Origin of the sequence: Thermococcus sp. CX2, from assembly GCF_012027555.1 — an archaeon.
GTDB lineage: Archaea > Methanobacteriota_B > Thermococci > Thermococcales > Thermococcaceae > Thermococcus.
In genome coordinates this window covers 195341-213622 of record NZ_SNUQ01000001.1, presented here as the reverse complement: position 1 = coordinate 213622, position 18282 = coordinate 195341, and the positions used below count along the sequence as shown (strand labels likewise).

The following is an 18282-nucleotide window of genomic DNA, read 5'->3' as shown; positions in this document are numbered from 1 at the left end:
CGAAAGGTTCTTATATTCCTTTGGGGAGAGTTAGATTAGGGAGCGAGACATGGAGAACACGCGGATATCAACTGGTATTCCCGGGCTCGATGCAATGCTAAATGGGGGTCTCATTCCTGGTAGAACATACCTAGTCAAGGGAGCCCCAGGAACTGGAAAGACAACGCTTGCGATGCACTTTGCCATGGCAGGCGTAGCCAACGGTGAGAACGTGCTCTACGTGACCCTTGAGGAGCCGGCCGACAACCTCAGGGTGGATATGGCAAGGCTGGGCTTTGACCTGAACAATCCGAGGTTTACACTAATCGACGCCACCCCCACCGCGGATAGATATGTTCTCGTAGACAGTTTCTTTGAATCATTTGCCGATGGCATAGAAAAGATGATAGCAGCCATAAAGGAACAGTTCCGCTTCAAGTACTACAGCAGAATAATCATTGATCCCATCACGATGGTCAAGCTCACAACGACGAAGGAACTCGAATACAGGCGCGCTTTCCTGACCTTTATTAAAACCATGTCCAGGATGAAAGCTACCGTCCTGCTGACCTCAGAACTTCAACAAACCGACGTCGAGGAGTACCTTGTGAGCGGAGTGATTGAGCTCAAGATGTTCGATATTCACGGGAATCTCTCCATGGGCATCAGGATAACTAAATTCAGGGGAAGCGGCTTTGACGGAAGTATGAGGCCGTACGAAATCACAGACCACGGGATGGTGGTCTTCCACGACCGCGTGATTTCCCTACCCTGAGGCCCCTTCTATCATTGCCATTATTCTCCTGTGCAGCTGCTTGATGAGCTCCCTTCTGTCTTCCATCAAAACGACGTCGCTCGAGCCGATAGCCTCCAGGTTGAAGGCGAAGGGGCTTGGCAGCTCGTTGTGTTCGATTACGACCTTAACTTTGCCCTCCCGAACCCAGCTCAGGAAGAGTTCGGCACTTTCCACATCCATCTTGTCCTCCATTATCTCGCGATACACCTCTTTAAGAAGGGGAAAGTCTGGATAGTTCTCCTTGAGCACCTTGAGGAGCGCAACGGCCATGACCTGCTGCCTGCCGAGCCTCTTGCTCCTCCCGATGTAGCGCCTTAAAATGAGCAGTCCGCGATTGGCAACGTGTCTAAACCTCCTCTTCAACAGCTCCGTGTTGTCGAGGGCTTTCCTCAGCGTCTCCCTCAAGTCTTCAATCTCGAAGAGGGCTTTAATATCCTCCTCGCTCAGTCTTTTGTCTGCTGGCAGGAGAAGGACAAAGCCGTTGTCGTTTATCGCTATCCCGACGTTACAGCCCTTCCACTTGCTCACGAGATAGGCAAAGGCCCTGCTTAGAGCGTCGTTTGCCCTCCTCCCGATGAGCGTGTGGAAGAAATAGCGGTTCCTCTTCTCGCCAAGGACCTCCTCAACGAGAACCGTGCCGTCGTCCGGAATCACCGAATAGCGTGCCTGCTCACGGAAGTAGGCTAAAATTGCTCTCGCGGCTCTTTCATCTATGCCGTACTTCTTCATAAGAAGGGACTTTGCGTTCCCCTTGTCTAGAAGGTTCTTGACTTCCCTCCTAAATCTCTGGACATCCAGGGCAAGGTCAAAGCTCAGCGGGAGCATCTCCGAGAACCACGCCGGTATCGTTGGCCTCGCGCCCTCGCGCGGGATAACGTAGATCTTGTTGCCCCTGCTCTTGATGAACTCGTAAGTCCTTCCAGCCAATACGAAGATGTCCCCCTGCATGAGTCTCTCGGCGAACTCCTCCTCTACCGTTCCTATCAGCTTCTTGTCCATCGTGTAAACGCGGATTTTGGCCTCGTCTGGAATGGTGCCGACGTTCATATAGTAGATAGCCCTTGTCATCTTACCGCGCCTTCCGAACTTACCGTCCTCAAGCCATATCTTTGCGTAGACTTTCTTCTCCTCAAGGCCAGCGTATTCTCCCGCCAGATACTTCAGAACGCTCATAAAATCGTTGAAGGGCAAATCGTGGAAGGGATAAGCCCTCTTCACGAGTTTGTAAGCCTCATCAACCTCCCAGACCTGATTCAGCGCCATTCCAAGGAGGTGCTGAACCAGAACGTCGAGCGGATTCTTCGGGATTCTGACCCTGTCGAGTCTTCTATTCCTCGCGTTGTGCGCCAAAACGGTAACCTCAACCAAATCGTCCCTGTCGAGGGCCAAAATGACGCCTTTGCTCACATCGTGAAGCCTGTGGCCGGCCCTTCCAATCCTCTGCAATGCTCTATTGACGCTCTTTGGCGAACCGATGAGGACAACCAAATCTATTGTACCGATGTCAATGCCGAGCTCTAAACTTGTCGAAGTGACAACAGCCTTCAGCTCACCCCTCTTTAGCTTCTCCTCGACGTCCAGACGAACCTCTCGCGAAAGGCTTGAGTGATGAGCTTCGATCAGCCCTTCAAACTCCGGATAGCGCTTCTTCAGGTTGAAGGCCACCCTCTCGGCACCGCTCCTCGTGTTGGTGAAGATTAGCGTCGTTCTATGTTCCCTTATCAGCTCGGCGAGGCGTTTGTAGAGGGCGTCGCTCAGGGTTCCAGCGTCCGTGTAAATCAAATCCTCGACGACGCTCTCGACCCATATTCTGGTCTCTTTGGCGAAGCTGACGTCAACTATTAGGCCCGGCCTCGGTTTGCCCTCATCGTCGAAGCCGAAAACGAACTTGGCGACTTCCTCGAGGGGGTGAATTGTAGCGCTCAAGCCTATCCTGACGAATTCACTATCGGCGAGATTTGCCAGGCGCTCGATGCTCAACGCCAGGTGAGAACCGCGCTTGTTCTCGGCCAAGGCGTGAACCTCATCGATGATGAGGTACTTTACAGTTCTCAGCCTCTCGCGGAACTTCGGCGCGTTGAGCGCTATGGCGAGGCTTTCTGGAGTGGTTATGAGTATGTGGGGCGGCTTCCTCACCATCTTGCTCTTCTCGTAGCTTGAGGTGTCGCTCGTCCTTATGCCGACCCTTATCTCCGGCAGCTCGTAGCCAAGCTCTTTTGCCACTTCCTTTATCTCCGCGAGAGGCCCCTCAAGGTTCCGCTTTATGTCGTTGTTCAGCGCACGGAGGGGTGAAACGTAGAGGACGTAGATTTTGTCCTCCAGCTTTCCTTCCTTGGCGAGGAGGATGAGCTCGTTTATGGCAGCGAGAAAAGCGGAGAGAGTCTTTCCTGAGCCCGTCGGGGAGGATATGAGAACGTTCTCACCCTTGTGTATCTCTATGACCGCATAGCGCTGGGGCGGGGTGAAGGTGCCGAACTTTCTCTTGAACCACTCCCTAACCGGCTCGCTCAGTATCTTGAATATCTCCTCGTCCGCGTATTCTCTCTCGGCGTATCTTATCCTCTCCCCACTCATCGGTCGACCATTTGCTTTTGGATTTTTAAACTATTCGGTTGGCTTAACAAACTTTTTAAGTGCTTATGATGAACCCCAGTTGGGTGAGAAGATGGAAGTGCTCAAAAAGGTTCTTGAGGAGTTCAACAGGCTCCACGGCAGCGAGGCCCAGGCAAGGATAGTCGAGAGAAAAGATGACGAGATAATCATAGAGTTTGAAGGTTCATTCTGCGCCACCTGCGGGCTCCACGACTATTTTGACGACATAAAGTGGGAGGCGATGGAATTTGGCCTCAACATCGAGCCCGTAGAGATCATCGCGGCTGAGGAGGATGAGTTCGAGCACGGGAGATACGTGGTGAGGTACAGGCTCGGGAAGGGCGATTGAGTTTTAAGGCCTCGCTTCGATTTTAGGCCATGCTCCTTGAGTTGGTCCTCGCGGTGATATTCCTCTGGGACGGCTACTTCTTCCTCAATTACATAATTAGCCTTTTCCGTAATTACAGAACTAAAGAATGGACGCCGAAGGTGAGCCTCCTCATACCCGCCTACAACGAGGGAGAGCGCGTTTTGAGGTCCATCAAAGCCGCCCTCGGGCAGGACTACCCAGACTTCGAGGTCATAGTTGTCGATGATGGAAGCGAGGACAACACCTTTGAGGTAGCCAATTCCGTCAAAGATCCGAGGCTCAGGGTTTACAGAAACGAACACAGCGGAAAGGCCAGAGCATTGAACTTCGGTCTCTCAAAAGCCAGTGGGGAGATAATAGTCACCACAGATGCAGACAGCGAGCTTGATGAAAACGCCCTGAAGGAGCTGGTGAGGCGCTTCTACTCTGACGAGATCGTCGGCGTAGGCGGCCAGGTACGGGTTATGGGCTCGTCCTTCCTCGAGAGGGCTCAAGATATTGAGCACCTGAGAATAGCCATGTTCCGACGCGCTAAAGAGCTCGAGGATTTAAGCCTCGCCCCCGGGCCCATAGCGGCCTTCAGAAGGGAAGCCCTCGAGAGAATTGGCGGCTTTGTTGAGGACATAGTCGAGGACTACGCGACTACCAAAGCCATCAAAAAGCTCGGAAAGGTCGTCTACGCCCCAAGGGCCAGGGTTTATACGGAGATGCCTAAGACTCTCTCCAAACTCTGGCGCCAGAGGAAGCGCTGGTTCCTCGGCGACCTGAAGAACCTCGGCGGCGGCTTCACCAAGGACTGGGCTTTTCTGCTCCTCGGCGACTTCGTTGCGTTGCTTGACATTCTGGTCCCACCGCTGCTGCTTGCCCTCGGTCGCTGGGAGCTCTTCCTCCTCTGGTACGGCTTTGAGGTTATCACGATGCTCGTGCCAACGGTCGTTGAAGGGGGCTCACTCCTAAACGCGCTCCTGTTTCCCTTCATCGTGTGGTTCTGGGCGCTGTTCTACCTCACGCTCCACGTTTACGGCTACGTTAGGCTACTCCTGGGCAGGCTTTGACTCCCTTTTCCCTGTCTCTTTTGGACGAAACCTTTAAATGCCCATCCCTGTGCTACATAAACTATATAGACTATGTGTTAGCCAATAGACTAAATAGACGTGATGACCATGATCCTCATAACCGCCGCCCTCTTCATGGCCTGGGCGATAGGCGCGAACGACAGTGCAAAGGCCGTTGGAACCGCCGTTGGGTCTGGAGTTATCGGATTCAAGCGGGCCGTGCTGCTCATCGGGATATTTACGACTTTGGGTGTCCTCCTCGGCGGTTCGGGCGTTTCAGGAACGGTGAGCGGGTTAGCCGAAGGTATGGAAGTCCCGACGCTCGGTTTAGTGCTCTTCAGCGCGGCGGTGGCGGTTACAATTGCAAGCCTCTGGGGAAAGCCCATCTCAACCACTCAGTCTCTCATCGGAGCTTTAACCGGTGCCTCCCTTGCGCTTGGCCTGTCTGTGGACTGGGGAACGCTTGGGAGGATAGCCCTTGCATGGGTTCTCTCCCCCATCCTGGCGGCCCTTGCGGCCATAATCGTCTATCGTCTCTACTCCCCGGTGTTGAAGAGAATAAAGTGCCTCAGAAACTTGGAGCTGACCCAGAGGTGGCTGATATTCACGGCGGCTTCTTTCTCAGCTTTCAACCTCGGTGCAAACGAGCTCTCCAACGTGGCAGGTATACTAGACAGCTTGGGCTTTGATGGGCCGTTCAAGGTCGTCCTTGCCCTCATGCTTGCCATTGGAGCGCTGACCTTCAGCTATGAGGTCATGATGACGGTTGGAAGGAACCTCTCTCCTCTGGGGCCAACTTCAGCCTTCTCATCGCAGTTAGGGGCTTCTTTAGCGGTCAGCGCCGCTAACCTGCTGGGCCTTCCAGTCAGCTCTGGCCAGGCGATAATAGGCGCCATAAGCGGGCTTAGTGCTTACAAGGGCGAGCATGTAAACGTCAGGGTTCTCCTTGGAATAGTCCGGGGGTGGATTCTCGGTCCTCTGGCTGCGGGTGGGCTGGCATACCTGCTCGTCGGCCTCTTAGCTTAGGCTTTTAAACCGACCGCCGAAGGTTCTTGAGGTGTTGCGAGATGGTCGAGTTTAAGTTTGAGGTAAAGGCGAGAGACGCCGCTGGTAGGATTGGAAAGCTTGAAGTTAACGGGAAGAAGATAGAAACGCCTGCCATAATGCCAGTCATCAACCCGAAGCAGCTCATAGTGACGCCGAAGGAACTGAAGGAGATGGGCTTCGGCATGATAATCACCAACTCCTACATAATCTACAAGACGCCAGAGCTAAGAGAGAGGGCCCTCGAGGTTGGCATCCACAGGCTCCTCGACTACGACGGCATTATCGAGGTCGACTCCGGCTCCTTCCAGCTCATGCGCTACGGCGGCGTTGACGTTACCAACAGGGAAATAGTCGAGTTCCAGGAGAAGATTGGCGTCGACATCGGGACTTTCCTTGACATCCCTACGCCGCCAGACGCACCGAGGGAGAAGGCAGAGGAAGACCTCAGGATAACCCTTGAGCGCGCGAAGGAGGCCGAGGAGATAAAGGGGATAGCGATGAACGCAGCGGTTCAGGGCTCAACGTATCCGGACCTGAGAACATATGCCGCCCAAAAGCTCAGCGAGATGAACTTCGAGATTCATCCCATCGGCGCCGTCGTGCCGCTGATGGAGAGCTACCGCTACAAGGATCTGGTTGATGTTGTCATAGCCTCCAAGCAGGGGCTGAGGCCCGACAGGCCGGTCCATCTCTTCGGCGCTGGCCACCCGATGATATTCGCCTTAGCTGTGGCTATGGGGATAGACCTCTTCGACTCTGCCAGCTACGCCCTCTACGCCAAGGACGACCGCTATCTAACGCCTGAGGGGACGAAGCACCTGAGCGAGCTTGAGTACTTCCCGTGCTCATGCCCCGTCTGTTCCCGCTACACCCCCCAGGAGCTCCGCGAGATGCCGAAGGAAGAGCGCACGAGGCTTCTGGCTTTGCACAACCTCTGGGTAATCCGGGAGGAGCTCAACCGCGTGAAGCAGGCCATCAAGGAGGGCGAACTCTGGAGGTTAGTTGATGAGCGCGCCCGCTCACACCCGAAGCTCTACGCGGCCTACAGGAGACTGCTCGAATACCAAGATTACTTAGAGCAGAACGAGCCGATAACCAAGGCAAGCGCCTTCTTCAAGGTGAGCGAAGAATCTTTGAAGTGGCCGATAGTCCAGAGGGCCAAAGCAAGGGCAGAGCGCGTTAAGGCGAAGTTCCCTGAAACAATCAACCATCCGATATTCGGGGAGATTCCCAAGTATTTAAGCCTCAGCTACCCCTTCGCTCAGAGCGAGGGCGAGGAGGACTTTACGATAGAGAAACCAGGGAAGAGTGAGGTCAGGAACTACGTTATGGCCGTAGCCGAGTACCAGTTCGGAGAGGGTGCTGGGGAGGCCTTTAAGGACGCCTTCGTCGAGCTGTCGAGAAAGACGGGGATGCCAAGGCAGATAAAGGCAAAGGGCAAGCACCTCGCAACCTTCAGGGCCGAGGATGGGCTTTTAACGCTCGGTATTGAGGGGGCGAAGAGGCTTCATGAAATCCTGCCGTTTCCGAGGATGAGGGTTGTCGTCAGCGAGGATGCCGAGCCATTTGCAAGGAAGGGCAAGAACGTCTTCGCGAAGTTCGTGATTGATGCCGACGAGAACATAAGGCCCTATGACGAAGTTCTGGTTGTGAACAAAAACGATGAGCTCCTGGCAACAGGGCAGACACTGCTGAACGGAAGGGAGCTCAAGCTCTTCCAGAGCGGTCTGGCCGTGAAGGTCAGGAGGGGAGTTGAGAAGTAGCTTCGAAAATTTTATAACCTTCCCCCTTTTCCTTACTCTGGGCGGGCCCGTGGTCTAGATGGTTATGACGCCACCCTTACAAGGTGGAGGTCCGGGGTTCGAATCCCCGCGGGCCCACCATAACAGCCCTTTGCTTCGCAAAGCGCTGGCGGAAAGAGTTTGACTGCTTCTAACATTGCTGATTTTCTGATGGTGCATTATTGTAAAGGGGCGTTTTGCGTTGGATTTCATCCAAAACAAGCTAATTCTCAAGGAGTCCCTCATAGTATGACGCCCGTTGGGCGTCAGGAAGAACAGGGACTTAAAATCAAAGGCTCCTGTTAAACTGAAATCCCCTTTAACTCATTGGATTTTGCTGTGCACTCGCTTACACACAAAGTTCGAAATTTAAATATTTAACCCTTTCTTTGAACAAAAAGTAAATACAAACCAATCAAAAATAGGATCCTTCAAGAGATCATCTCCTTTTCTTTGACCTCTTTGCCACTACTGTTTGATTCCTGAAAAGCCGTTTTGCTTTTTTGGCGCTTAACGCATAGGTTAAGATTGATGTAGCAATGATTAAGCCCAAGAGGTCGTTTTTTACTTCAGGATTAGATAGATAAAAGAACAGGATTATTACAATAAAAAGAGTAGGGAGAAAAACGAATCCTTCAGAGATCGTTCCAGTTCTGACTTTCCATCTTACATGGGGCTTACCTTTAAACTTAGACCAAGTTATGCCCGATACTGTTAAACTATCTGCAAAAAGGTGAGACATATACCCCACAAAGAACCAAAGAATTGCGACGTAATTTTCGACAATGTACCCTAAAATCCCCCCGACTATCAAAGAAACAACTACTCCCGCTTCAATTGTATGCATAGCTCCCCTATGTTCAACATATCTCGAAACTACATTCCCTATTGGTAATTTCGTTGAAATATACGATTTTGGGTGATCAATGTCAGGAAAAAGTGCTCCAAATGCAGCCACTGCTACGAACACTTCATTAAATTCCATGACTCCAAGAATCTTTCCTACAAATGCAAATACCAAATAGAATAATGCTCCAAAAACTGCATGTGTGTACCACATCATAGTAGTCACCAATAAAAATTTTAAAACATAAAGATTTAACATTTTTGATTTTGACACACTACTATTATGTCGCCCTCTTCTCTTCCTCTGGGAACTTCCAGTTCTTCGTTATCTTCGTCACGTTCCGGACGAGGGCCTTCTCCTGTGGGTTCTTCTCGATGAGCCGTTCTAAGAAGCTTATCAACTCGTCGTAGGTCTTCCTCTCGACCGGGAACGGCACCCTGTCTTTGCCCCCAACGGCGTAGGTGAACTTGAATGGATCCGGCGGGTGTGTTACCGGATCCTTCCACGACGGGTGGACATCGTAAACAAGCTCCAGAACGAGCGATAGAGCCCTCAGCGTGCTCGGGCCGAGGCCCTTCAGGAGGAGAAGCTTCTCGTAGTTATTCACGCTCAGCTCGCGGGCGAACTCAAGGGCTCTCTTGTTAAGCTCCAGCCTACCTAGGCTTTCGTACTTCTGAATAAGGGCCTTCTCATCCACATCGCGGGGCTTGTAATAAACCAACGGGCGGTAGCCCCTCGCTATGGCCTTGAGGCTCTCAAGCTCGCGCTCTATCTTCACTGGCTTTTCCTGGATGATATCGAGAAGCGTCTTCTGGTATTCCCTGGCCTCCTTCGAGACAGTGTTCAGCGCAAACTCCCGTTTAAGGCCTGCTATGCCCTTGTGGGGGTCGAGGGTAAAGACCTCAGCGTCAAACCAGTGGAAGCGCCTCGCGAGCCTTTCCCTCTCGTTCATACCCTGCTGTATCACTGCCCAGTTGCCCTCTTCGTCCAGGAAGAAGACGTGGTGGTACAGCTGATAGCCAGTCTGGAGGGCCACGGTGTCGACCTTTGCCACTAGCCTGGACGTTCTGACGTATGGAGTCGGGTCGAGGTCGTAGATCTCGGCTATGATTTTCAGCTCCTCCGGCGTTGCCCTGCTCTTCTTGCCCTTTCCACCAGCGGCCTTAACGCCCAGCTCCTCCCGCCAGAGGGCGTCCTTTATCATCCCGGCCGTTACCGTCGTGCTCCCTGAGGAGTCCCAGTCCATGCCTATGACGTTGTTGAAGGCCTGAAACCACACCGGGTCGGATAGCCTCTCCAAGAGACCTTTAGTCCCGTACTCATCCACAGCCAGAAGAAGGACTAAGCGGGTGAGCCTTCTCATCCTCTGGGCCAGCCAGGGCGGAACGTGGCCACCGTGGAGAGGTAAATCAGCGACGTTCCTCATCAGGGTTATATCATCACTCAAGGTTTTAACCGTTGTTCCGGAAAATCCTCACGGAAGGGCCAGGTGAGATGCATAATCATCGGTTTAACCTGGCAGTAAAACAAGGAAAGCCTTTTTATCTTCTACTTCGATTTTCGTCTGCAGGTCTAATGCTGAAGGAGGTCGCGATAATGGGAGTCGAAAAGGTTCCGAAGTATGACATCCCGACGGTTAAGGTTGATTACGTTTTTATCGAGCTCGACAAGATGAAGCCCCACGAGCAGCTCGTCCAGAAGGAGCTCGAGGCATTCATCGAGAGCGTCACCGGCTCCGGCCTCTTCTGGAAGCCGATGCTCCTCGCGAAGGTCCCGGGCGAGGACATGTACCTCATCGTTGACGGCCACCACCGCTGGGCCGGCCTTCAGAAGCTCGGCGCCAAGCGCGCCCCGTCGGTCATTCTCGACTACTTCAGCGACGATGTAAAGGTCTACACCTGGTATCCTGCCTTCAAGGGCAGCCTCGAAGAGGTTCTCGAGAGGCTCAAGGCCGAGGGTCTCGAAGTCATCGAGGATCCAGAGGCCGAGGAGAAGGCCGAGAGTGGCGAGATAGCATTTGCCCTCGTCGGCGAGAAGAGCTTTGCCATTCCTGGTGGCCTTGAGGAGCAGAAGAAGGTGAGTAAGGTTCTCGACGAGATGAGCGTTGAGGGCAAGATTGAGCTCATCTACTATGGCCTCAAGGAAGATGCTAGAGAAGACATGGCAAAGGGCGAGATAGACTACGTCTTCATCAGGAAGGCCCCGAGCAAGGAAGAAGTCATGGAGCTCGTCAAGAGGGGAGAAGTTTACTCACCCAAGACCACCCGGCACGTCCTTCCGTTCAACCCCGACAAGATAGACGTCAAGCTTGAGGAGCTCTTCTGAGCCCTAAGCTTTTAACCCCTTTTTCCTTAACTCCTTTCGCCGATGAAGAAGGATCAACCGGCTGAAACCGCGCTTCGCGGTAAAGTGATGAGCAGTCCAGGAGGCTGAGGCATGCTTAAGGGTTTAATCTTCGACGTGGATGAGACCCTCGTCTACTATGAGGGCTATGATCACCGCGAATGGTACGAGAACTGGGTTCTCCCCGCGCTCAGGAGGCAGGGAATAGAGCTGGACTACGAAAACTACCGAAAAACGGTGACCGGTGAGTTGCCCAGGAGCTACGTCGAGCGCTTTGGGATCGATCACGTCGAGTTCTGGAAGCTCGTGGACGAGGTGAACCTGGAATACCGCAGGAAAATGGCGGAGATGGGAAGAATAAAGCCTTTCCCTGACGTTGATGCTCTGGGAGAGCTGAAGGAGATGGGCCTGAAGCTCGCCGCGGTGAGCAACGCCTCCCAGGAGTGCACAGAGTTCGTCCTTGACATCTTCGGCCTGAGGAAGTACTTCGACGTTGTTTACGGCAAGGACTACTCCAATCTAGATGGAGTTAAGCCCAATCCCTACCTCGTGGAGAAGGCCCTCAAGGCGCTGGGCCTCAAGCCGGAGGAGGCCATAGTGGTTGGTGACAGCACTCATGACGTTTTGGCTGCCCACCGCGCGGGAATGAAGGCCGTCAACGTCACCCGCTTCGGAAAGGTGGAGGGTGCTGACTACTACGTAAGCGACCTCTGGGAGCTGGTTGGGCTGATAAAAGAGCTCAAAGGAGAAAATAAAACTCAGTCCCCGTAGAATTCCTTTTCGTAGACGTCTATGCCGGCCTCGAGGGAGTCGAGCCAGTCGAGGACCCATCCGGCCACCTCCAGAACCTTGGCATGGTCAGCACAACGGCCACGTAGTCCCTGAGGGTGCCAGTTCTGCCCGGTGTGGGGCTAAGTTAGAGTGAGGCTTCCCTCTCGATTTTTCTCCTTTGATGGCGATGTAATGAGTAGCTTCTCGCAAGAAGGAGTCTGATAGGAATTTCTGTGGGTCGGCTTTCAGAAGGGTAAAGAAGGAGATGTTCAAACCCCGAACTTCTCCTCGATATAAGCTCTGATCAACTCTTTCGTCGCATTAAGCCCCTTGACGTGAGTGCGCTCCATGCCGTGGCTTGCGTGAACTCCAGGGCCTATGAGCGCCACACGGACGTCCCAGCCCGCCCTCAGGGCGGCGCTCCCGTCAGAGCCGTAGTAGGGGAAGACATCAATGACGTGGGGGATGTCGTGCTTCTCCGCCAGCTCTATCAGCTTCGTCGTCATGCCGTAGTCATAGGGGCCGCTTGAATCTTTGGCCGCTATTGAAACGGCCGTCTCTTTGCCAGCGACGCCATCGCCGACGACGCCCATGTCCACAACGAGCAGCTCCTTTATCGTTGGTGGATAGCCAGCCGAACCGCCGTGGCCGACCTCTTCGTAGGGCGAGAAGAAGAACGCTACCGGAAGCTTCTCAAGGGCTTCGGCTCCCAAGTCAAGGATTAAGTCTATCAGCACGGCCACGCTCGCCTTGTCATCGAGGAAGTGGGCCTTGACGAAGCCGTTCACGTACTCAAACTTTGCATCAAAGGCTATGAAATCGCCTGGCCTTATGCCGAGCTTTTCGGTGTCTTCTCTCTTCTCGACCTCTGCATCGAGCCTTATGTACATGTTCTCCTCCTTGCGCTCCTTCTTTCCGGCATCTCTGTTCACGTGGACGCTCGGGTTCTTGAGGAGGAGCGTTCCGCGATAGCGCTTGCCCGAGCGGGTTATTATGGTGCAGTACTCGCCCTCGAAGGTGGGCAGAAGAAGACCGCCGATTCTTGTGAATGAGAGATGTCCATCCGGAAGGATTCCCTTCACCATCGCCCCGAGAGTATCCACGTGAGCCGCTATCACGAGCTCCGGTTCTGGATGGTTGCTCGCTATCAAGGCCCCTTTGTTGGTGTAGTAAGTATTTACTCCGTTCTCACGCAGGAGATTCCCTATGTGCTCCATGACCTCAACGGTGTAGCCGGTCGGGGAAGGTATCTCCAGAATCTCTTTGAGTACCTCGACCACGCGCTCCATGATAACCACCGCAGAATATTCCTCCGTCTGCTTAAAACCTAATCGGAAGGTCGAATCAGACTCCAAAGATTTTGAGCACCATGAACAGGCCAATAACCGCCAGCGTCAGCACGAATGTAACGCTTATCGCCTCCTCGGCCTTCAGTTTGTACTGGGCCAAAATCGCGTTGGCCGCTATGGCCGGAGGCATCGAAGCCTCGACGAGGACGGAGTAGAAGATGTTCTGGTTCGCAAAGCGCAGGGTGAGGAACACGAACAGGAATGGCACCGCTATCCTGAACGCCCCGACCTCGAGAAGCTTTTTGGCCTGGAACCCGCTGAAGCTTATGCGGGAGCCGAAGTATATGACAAGCAGAGGGATGCTCCACCATCCGATGGTCTTTATCGGGTCGAGGAGTGAGGGAGGAAGCTTTATTCCCGCGATAACGATGGCCAAAGCGATAAGGTTAGCGATGGTCGGGGGGAACTTGAGGGCCTTTATGAAGCTTCTCTTTATCGATGCCCCTCCGCTGGAGTAGTGGGCGGCTATGAACGTGACTATGGGAAGCACTATCATCGAGTTGGTGGTCGAGTAGAGTATGGCCGGCGTTATGTCGTCAAGGAAGAGGCTCGCTATGGGGAAGCCCAGGGCGGCGGTGTTCGGATAAACCGATAGAACCATCAGGGCGCCAGCCCACTTCTTGTCCTTAAGGAAAACCCTCCCATAGGCATAGGAGAGGCCAAGGCTGAGGGCGATTACCAGGAAAACGTAGAGGAAGACAGTCTTGATGCTGAGGAGGTATGCCAAATCCTTGCTCGCGACGTTGCCGAAGATGAAAAGGGCCAAGAGGAAGTCGTTTACTAGAATGCGGAGGTAATCAAAGGGCTTGTCGTCTTTAATCATCAGCTTGAGGACGTAACCTAAAGCGATGAGCCCGAGCATCTCGGCGATGTTCATGGTTGAGAGTGGGGTCTAAGCGTTAAAACGTTTTTGGCATCAGAGACCGATAAACTTTTATATACCTACTGCCCAAGTCAAGTACAGAAAATTGTACTACAAAAGTCTGTACCTGGTGGTAGCATGGAGGATCTGAAGGTTCAGCTCGAGGAGCTGAAAAAGAGGCTGGAGATGCTTGAAGAGAGCATTGACCCCGTCGACGAGGTGATGCTCTCGATAAAGGCCCGGCTCAGGAAGAAGCTCGAGAGCCTTCCAGAGCTTGACGAAGAGAAGGCAGCGAGGACGCTCAAAGCCCTCGCCAACCCGGACAGGATAAGGATACTCAAGATGCTCTCCGAGAAGCCGATGGGCTTCAAGGAGATAAAGGAAGCCCTTGGCGTGGAGAGCCCAACGGTAAGTCATCATCTCAAACTTCTCGTCAAAACGAGAATGGTCAGAAAGGGTGACAAGTACGAGATAACGCCTGACGGCCGTTTGTTTTTGCGTTTGCTTGAGATAATTACTGCCCTGGAGGAGGTGGAAGAATGAGTTTTGAGTGGAAATATCGTGTGGTGACACATGAGAGTCCTAGGTTTAAGCTCGCCGAGTACCTGAAGGGTCTTACGGCTGTTCTGCTTCTCGTCTGGCTCTTCAAGGGACCGCTGATGCTGGAAGCCTACAACGACTACTTAGTTTACGCGGTAATCACCCTCATATTTGCCTTTGAGCTGCTGAGCGTTGGTAAATGGTTTGGAGTGACGGTGAGCGGGGTAATCTTTGCCCTGGCCAAAGGTGCCTTCTGGACGAGCGTATTCCTGTTCTTCGGGAAGTGGCTCGGCATGTCCAAGGAGCTCAGCGGTTATGCTGGGACAGCCTTCGCCTACGCAGTTGTGTTGGTAATAGCCGGTCTCCTTATGGCTAAATTCGACGAAAAGCGGCTCGATATAAAGGTTGAGAAAAGCGCCTACGAATTCGGTGGCGTTGATTTTGACGACGTAAAGCTCACCGGGAGCGGTAAAGCGTACCCCATAAGGTTCGGAAGGAAAAAAGTCGGGTGGGTCATAGAGGGAGAAGTCACCGTTGAAGCGGAAACTCCTCTCGGCGTTGTTAGGAAAAGGCTCCTGCCACCGGTAGCGGTCTGGACTTCTGCCAACATCGCCGGAAAGAAGACCTCCCCAGATCCAGCCTTCGTGGAGAGGGCCAGCGAGCTGATAAACCCGGACAGGATGTATAAGGGCTCCAAAAGGAACACCGTGGTTGACCTCGGCTTCATCAAGGTCTACGAGGGAGAGGGCTTCGAGTACGTCAAGCTGCCCTTCATAGAGGTCATCGAGACCCCGGCGGGCGAGGAGGTCAAGATAGGGCCGATGAGGTTCCGGGAGGGACATCCCGAGAAGCCGCCAAGCGAGATGCTCACCATAAGGGAGCTCACCAACGGATTCCAGCTCACGAAGGTTGGGAACAGGTTGAGGATTGAAACCGAGGACTACTCCATAGAAGTCGAGGGCGAGAGGGTTCTTTACAGGAGCGGGAGCGAAAGCCTCGCCATCGGAAGGGATCACGTTTCACTCCGTTCCGGGGACGTCTCGATAACCGTCGGCAGGGGCAGGGCGAAGATACGCATCGAGGACGTTGTGATCTCCGCTCGGGATGGAAAAGTCCGCATAAGGGTCGGTGGAAAGAGCCACACCATCGAGAGCCAAGATGCATACAGGCTCGTCATGGGGAAGGCCAAGGAGATAGTCGAGGAGCAGAGCGCCGAGCTGATAGAGGGCCTTGGAATAGACAGGGCGAGGCTGAGCAGGCGCGTGAAGGAGCTTCTCGACGAGCTGATGGAGTACCTGGGGTGAGTGGAATGAAGACAGCAGTGGTGATAGTGAGGGACTGCAGCGCTGAAAGCCCCAGTGGAAATGATGCAAAAACTGGCCACGAAAGGCCGCTCTTCGATTTCAGCCCTTCCCTTTTGAAGGGGGTGCTCTGATGAGATTCGAGAACGTTAAGGAAGTCGATATCAAGGCCGTGAACGGAAAGGTAAGGCTCGAAGCCTGGGATGAAGACTACGCGGAGGTCAGCTATACTCCCCACGGCGAGGTCGAAGTGGAAGCGGAGCAGAGGGGAAGCAAGCTCGTCATCAAGGAAAAGCCCACGGGGAAGAGGGTCCTGGGTATTTTCCAGAAGTCCTCGGACGGCTGGGCGGAGATAGAGGTGAAGATTCCGAAAAAGGCCGTGGTGACTGCCAAGATGGTAAACGGGGAAATTACAGCTGAGGGCGTTGGGTTCGAGAACGTCACCGTTGTAAATGGAAAGATGGAACTTAAAAACTGTATTGCTGGAACGATAAGCTCCGTTAACGGCCCTATTAAGGCCCATTTCACGAGTGCGGGCCCGCTCAAAGCTTCCACAGTCAATGGCAGGATGGAGATAACTATTGAAGAGCTTGAAGAAGACGCAGAAATAAGTACTGTAAACGGAAGCGTTAGGCTATACCTCACCGAGTTCTGCGATGCTAGGATAAGCGTGAAGCGCGTGAACGGGAGTGTTCACCTGGTCAACCTCGACGAGCCCGTGATAGGCACGGGTGAATACGAGGTGAAAATACACACGGTCAATGGCTCGATAACCGTCGAGCTTCTCTGAGCTTTCTTTTTAATAGGGACAGCCCATAGAGAGGCGGTGAAAGCGTGAGGTTTAACCGAAACTTCTGGCTCTTCGCGGTTGGAAGGTTCATCTCTCAGCTAGGCTGGGCAGTTCAGGATGTCGCTCTGCCCCTCTACGTGCTTGACCAGACCCACAGCGGGGCAATGATGAGCGTCTTCATAATAGCCGAAATAGTCCCGAGGGTAATCCTCTCGCCGATAGCCGGTGTGATAGGTGACCGCTACAACAGAAAGGCCATGATGGTGTGGTTCGACATCCTGAGGGGGGCCCTGCTCTTTGGCGTTATAGCATTTAGCCTGCTCGACCTGAGGAGCCTTCTCGCCGTTCAGGTCCTAATGAGCATCATGGGAACCTTCTTTTCGGCTGGAACTGGTGCCATGTATCCGGATTTAGTCCCAGAAGAAGAGCTCGCCAGCGCTAATTCGCTCCTTCAGACCTTTGGCGTCGTTGCCAGGATAGCCGGCCCTGTACTCGGCGGAATAATCTATGCCTTCGGCGGAATAAGGCTGGCCATTCTCATAAACGCTGTCAGCTTCTTCGGTTCGGGACTCTTCGAGGCCTTCATAGAGTATCACTGGGAGAAAAAGCCTCTTGGGGCCCTTGGTCAAATTTTGGGGGACATGAAAGAGGGGTTTGCATTCCTTCGCTCCAGCAGGTTCCTGAAGGTGATACTCTCCTACGCCCTCCTGATAAACTTCCTCCTCAATCCGATATTCATGGTGCTGCTCCCATACGTCTACAGAGTACAGCTGGAGTTCTCCGCCCAGTGGTTCGGCCTCTTGGAGACTGCATTTATGGTGGGCATGCTCCTAGGCAATGTCCTCATAATGGCGAAGCTCAGGAACATGGTGGAAGGACTGCTCTTCCACTCACTATTCGTGCAGATGGGGCTTACCATCCTACAGGCAATTCTGATCTCTCCATTTGTGGGCTTTGACGCAAAGATTCTCTTCCAGATTTTCATAGCCCTGAACGTCCTCTGGGGAATCTTCAACGCCCTCATAAACATCCCAATAATGACCAAGATCCAGAAGGCCATCCCGAGTGAACTTAGGGGAAGGGTGTTTTCAGTCTTCGACCTGCTGATTGGCGGGATGATGCCCGTGGGAATGGCGATAGTGGGAGGGGCCCTCGAACGGTTCGAAGCTTGGGAGATAATGCTGGTGGCATGGGCACTCTGGACAGGCGTTACAGTATACTACTTCGTCAGATACAGGGAAGTGCTGGAAGGAACTAGGAAAAGAGAAAGGACAGAATCAACTGTCGTGCCTGCTACTTGACCTCTTTTATCTTTCCCTCCCTCTTTTCTATCGCGCGCGCCATTATGAAGAGCAAATCGCTGAGTCTGTTGAGGTACTTGAGGGCGTCGTTTCCAAAGCCGTAGTCGAGAACGAGCCGCGCAACGGCCCTCTCAGCCCTCCTGGCTATGGCCCTGCACACGTCGAGTTTGGCGCTCGCTATCGTGGAACCCGGCAGGACGAAAGCCTTCAGCTGAACCTCCTCTTCGTACCTCTGTATGAGCTCTTCCATCCACTTGACCTCCTCTTCTCCGACCTTCTTGTACTTACCCTTGCTTGCTATCTCGGCCATGAGCGAGTAAAGCTCGACCTGGATTTTTTCGAGTATCTCTGCCATCTCTTCGGGCACATAGTGTTTGGCCTCGCCCAGAAAGCTGCTCAGCTCGTCAATGTTGCCGTTCGCTTCCATTATCGGTGAGTACTTGGCAACGCGGTCCCCGGTAAAAAGACCCGTTAAACCCTTGTCGCCGGTCTTTGTGGTTATCGACATGGAATCACCTCCTAAATATTGCCCGGGCAGGTTTTATTGTTTGCGAAAAT

At 53.3% G+C, this 18282-nt stretch carries 18 protein-coding genes and 1 tRNA gene; 13 read left to right on the top strand and 6 right to left on the bottom strand.

The features are described from left to right. Positions 1-49: 49 nt before the first annotated feature. A complete protein-coding gene (locus tag E3E23_RS01215; RefSeq protein WP_167905820.1) occupies positions 50-754 on the top strand; it encodes an ATPase domain-containing protein in 705 nt (234 codons plus the stop codon). Here the strand turns inward: E3E23_RS01215 and E3E23_RS01210 are convergent. Next, on the bottom strand, positions 746-3349 hold the full coding sequence (locus tag E3E23_RS01210; protein ID WP_167905818.1) for an ATP-dependent helicase: 2604 nt from the start codon (positions 3347-3349) through the stop codon (positions 746-748). The genes E3E23_RS01215 and E3E23_RS01210 overlap by 9 nt on opposite strands. 91 nt (positions 3350-3440) lie before the next feature. On the opposite strand from E3E23_RS01210, the gene E3E23_RS01205 reads away from it, so the two are divergent. From E3E23_RS01205 to E3E23_RS01185, 5 genes are all read left to right on the top strand, one after another. Next, on the top strand, positions 3441-3716 hold the full coding sequence (locus E3E23_RS01205; protein ID WP_167905816.1) for a hypothetical protein: 276 nt from the start codon (positions 3441-3443) through the stop codon (positions 3714-3716). A 29-nt stretch (positions 3717-3745) separates the two neighbouring features. Continuing rightward, on the top strand, positions 3746-4792 hold the full coding sequence (locus E3E23_RS01200) for a glycosyltransferase family 2 protein (RefSeq protein ID WP_167905814.1): 1047 nt from the start codon (positions 3746-3748) through the stop codon (positions 4790-4792). A gap of 108 nt (positions 4793-4900) precedes the next feature. Continuing rightward, positions 4901-5818 carry an inorganic phosphate transporter gene (locus E3E23_RS01195; RefSeq protein ID WP_167906525.1) on the top strand — a complete coding sequence of 306 codons (918 nt, stop codon included), beginning with the start codon at positions 4901-4903 and terminating at the stop codon, positions 5816-5818. A gap of 41 nt (positions 5819-5859) precedes the next feature. Next, positions 5860-7602, top strand: a complete 1743-nt coding sequence (gene tgtA, locus E3E23_RS01190) for a tRNA guanosine(15) transglycosylase TgtA (protein ID WP_167905812.1) — start codon at positions 5860-5862, stop codon at positions 7600-7602. 43 nt (positions 7603-7645) lie between these two features. Further along, positions 7646-7722 (top strand) — tRNA-Val (locus E3E23_RS01185). Positions 7723-8059: 337 nt separating this feature from the next. Here the strand turns inward: E3E23_RS01185 and E3E23_RS01180 are convergent. Continuing rightward, a complete protein-coding gene (locus E3E23_RS01180) occupies positions 8060-8683 on the bottom strand; it encodes a metal-dependent hydrolase (protein WP_167906523.1) in 624 nt (207 codons plus the stop codon). A 64-nt stretch (positions 8684-8747) separates the two neighbouring features. Beyond that, complete coding sequence (locus E3E23_RS01175; protein ID WP_167905810.1) at positions 8748-9893, bottom strand: DUF763 domain-containing protein; 1146 nt, start codon at positions 9891-9893, stop codon at positions 8748-8750. A 170-nt stretch (positions 9894-10063) separates the two neighbouring features. Here E3E23_RS01175 and serK point away from each other — a divergent pair, with 170 nt between their 5' ends. Then, positions 10064-10792 carry an L-serine kinase SerK gene (serK, locus tag E3E23_RS01170; protein ID WP_167905808.1) on the top strand — a complete coding sequence of 243 codons (729 nt, stop codon included), beginning with the start codon at positions 10064-10066 and terminating at the stop codon, positions 10790-10792. A gap of 111 nt (positions 10793-10903) precedes the next feature. Further along, the gene (locus tag E3E23_RS01165; protein WP_167905806.1) at positions 10904-11581 is read left to right on the top strand and encodes an HAD family hydrolase; all 678 of its coding nucleotides are present in this window, start codon (positions 10904-10906) and stop codon (positions 11579-11581) included. Positions 11582-11850: 269 nt separating this feature from the next. On the opposite strand, the gene E3E23_RS01160 is transcribed toward E3E23_RS01165, so the two are convergent. Beyond that, on the bottom strand, positions 11851-12870 hold the full coding sequence (locus tag E3E23_RS01160; RefSeq protein WP_167905804.1) for a M42 family metallopeptidase: 1020 nt from the start codon (positions 12868-12870) through the stop codon (positions 11851-11853). 55 nt (positions 12871-12925) lie between these two features. Next, on the bottom strand, positions 12926-13807 hold the full coding sequence (locus E3E23_RS01155) for an AEC family transporter (protein ID WP_167905802.1): 882 nt from the start codon (positions 13805-13807) through the stop codon (positions 12926-12928). A 123-nt stretch (positions 13808-13930) separates the two neighbouring features. On the opposite strand from E3E23_RS01155, the gene E3E23_RS01150 reads away from it, so the two are divergent. Genes E3E23_RS01150 through E3E23_RS01135 form a run of 5 tightly spaced genes read left to right on the top strand, consistent with a single transcriptional unit; the run spans position 13931 to position 17724 of the window. Continuing rightward, on the top strand, positions 13931-14335 hold the full coding sequence (locus tag E3E23_RS01150; RefSeq protein WP_167905800.1) for a helix-turn-helix transcriptional regulator: 405 nt from the start codon (positions 13931-13933) through the stop codon (positions 14333-14335). Beyond that, complete coding sequence (locus E3E23_RS01145) at positions 14332-15636, top strand: hypothetical protein (protein WP_167905798.1); 1305 nt, start codon at positions 14332-14334, stop codon at positions 15634-15636. The genes E3E23_RS01150 and E3E23_RS01145 overlap by 4 nt, the downstream gene beginning before the upstream one ends. A 5-nt stretch (positions 15637-15641) precedes the next feature. Further along, a complete protein-coding gene (locus E3E23_RS10050; RefSeq protein ID WP_256366221.1) occupies positions 15642-15767 on the top strand; it encodes a hypothetical protein in 126 nt (41 codons plus the stop codon). Further along, a complete protein-coding gene (locus E3E23_RS01140) occupies positions 15767-16423 on the top strand; it encodes a DUF4097 family beta strand repeat-containing protein (protein WP_167905796.1) in 657 nt (218 codons plus the stop codon). Before E3E23_RS10050 ends, E3E23_RS01140 begins: the two co-directional genes overlap by 1 nt. A 44-nt stretch (positions 16424-16467) precedes the next feature. Beyond that, positions 16468-17724: an MFS transporter gene (locus E3E23_RS01135; RefSeq protein WP_167905794.1), complete on the top strand. Its 1257-nt coding sequence runs from the start codon at positions 16468-16470 to the stop codon at positions 17722-17724. Here E3E23_RS01135 and E3E23_RS01130 read toward each other — a convergent pair. Beyond that, positions 17717-18232 (bottom strand): cob(I)yrinic acid a,c-diamide adenosyltransferase, encoded by a 516-nt coding sequence (locus E3E23_RS01130; RefSeq protein WP_167905792.1) that lies wholly within the window; start codon positions 18230-18232, stop codon positions 17717-17719. The genes E3E23_RS01135 and E3E23_RS01130 overlap by 8 nt on opposite strands. Between the last annotated feature and the right edge of the window lie 50 nt (positions 18233-18282).

Coding starts and splice junctions, on each gene's coding strand:
- E3E23_RS01155 (WP_167905802.1), bottom strand. CDS start 13,807: ATGAACATCGCCGAGATGCTCGGGCTCATCGCTTTAGGTTACGTCCTC.
- E3E23_RS01140 (WP_167905796.1), top strand. CDS start 15,767: ATGAGATTCGAGAACGTTAAGGAAGTCGATATCAAGGCCGTGAACGGA.
- E3E23_RS01210 (WP_167905818.1), bottom strand. CDS start 3,349: ATGAGTGGGGAGAGGATAAGATACGCCGAGAGAGAATACGCGGACGAG.
- E3E23_RS01200 (WP_167905814.1), top strand. CDS start 3,746: ATGCTCCTTGAGTTGGTCCTCGCGGTGATATTCCTCTGGGACGGCTAC.
- E3E23_RS01150 (WP_167905800.1), top strand. CDS start 13,931: ATGGAGGATCTGAAGGTTCAGCTCGAGGAGCTGAAAAAGAGGCTGGAG.
- E3E23_RS01205 (WP_167905816.1), top strand. CDS start 3,441: ATGGAAGTGCTCAAAAAGGTTCTTGAGGAGTTCAACAGGCTCCACGGC.
- E3E23_RS01215 (WP_167905820.1), top strand. CDS start 50: ATGGAGAACACGCGGATATCAACTGGTATTCCCGGGCTCGATGCAATG.
- E3E23_RS01180 (WP_167906523.1), bottom strand. CDS start 8,683: ATGATGTGGTACACACATGCAGTTTTTGGAGCATTATTCTATTTGGTA.
- E3E23_RS01130 (WP_167905792.1), bottom strand. CDS start 18,232: ATGTCGATAACCACAAAGACCGGCGACAAGGGTTTAACGGGTCTTTTT.
- E3E23_RS01195 (WP_167906525.1), top strand. CDS start 4,901: ATGATCCTCATAACCGCCGCCCTCTTCATGGCCTGGGCGATAGGCGCG.
- tgtA (WP_167905812.1), top strand. CDS start 5,860: ATGGTCGAGTTTAAGTTTGAGGTAAAGGCGAGAGACGCCGCTGGTAGG.
- E3E23_RS01145 (WP_167905798.1), top strand. CDS start 14,332: ATGAGTTTTGAGTGGAAATATCGTGTGGTGACACATGAGAGTCCTAGG.
- E3E23_RS10050 (WP_256366221.1), top strand. CDS start 15,642: ATGAAGACAGCAGTGGTGATAGTGAGGGACTGCAGCGCTGAAAGCCCC.
- E3E23_RS01175 (WP_167905810.1), bottom strand. CDS start 9,893: ATGAGGAACGTCGCTGATTTACCTCTCCACGGTGGCCACGTTCCGCCC.
- E3E23_RS01165 (WP_167905806.1), top strand. CDS start 10,904: ATGCTTAAGGGTTTAATCTTCGACGTGGATGAGACCCTCGTCTACTAT.
- E3E23_RS01160 (WP_167905804.1), bottom strand. CDS start 12,870: ATGGAGCGCGTGGTCGAGGTACTCAAAGAGATTCTGGAGATACCTTCC.
- serK (WP_167905808.1), top strand. CDS start 10,064: ATGGGAGTCGAAAAGGTTCCGAAGTATGACATCCCGACGGTTAAGGTT.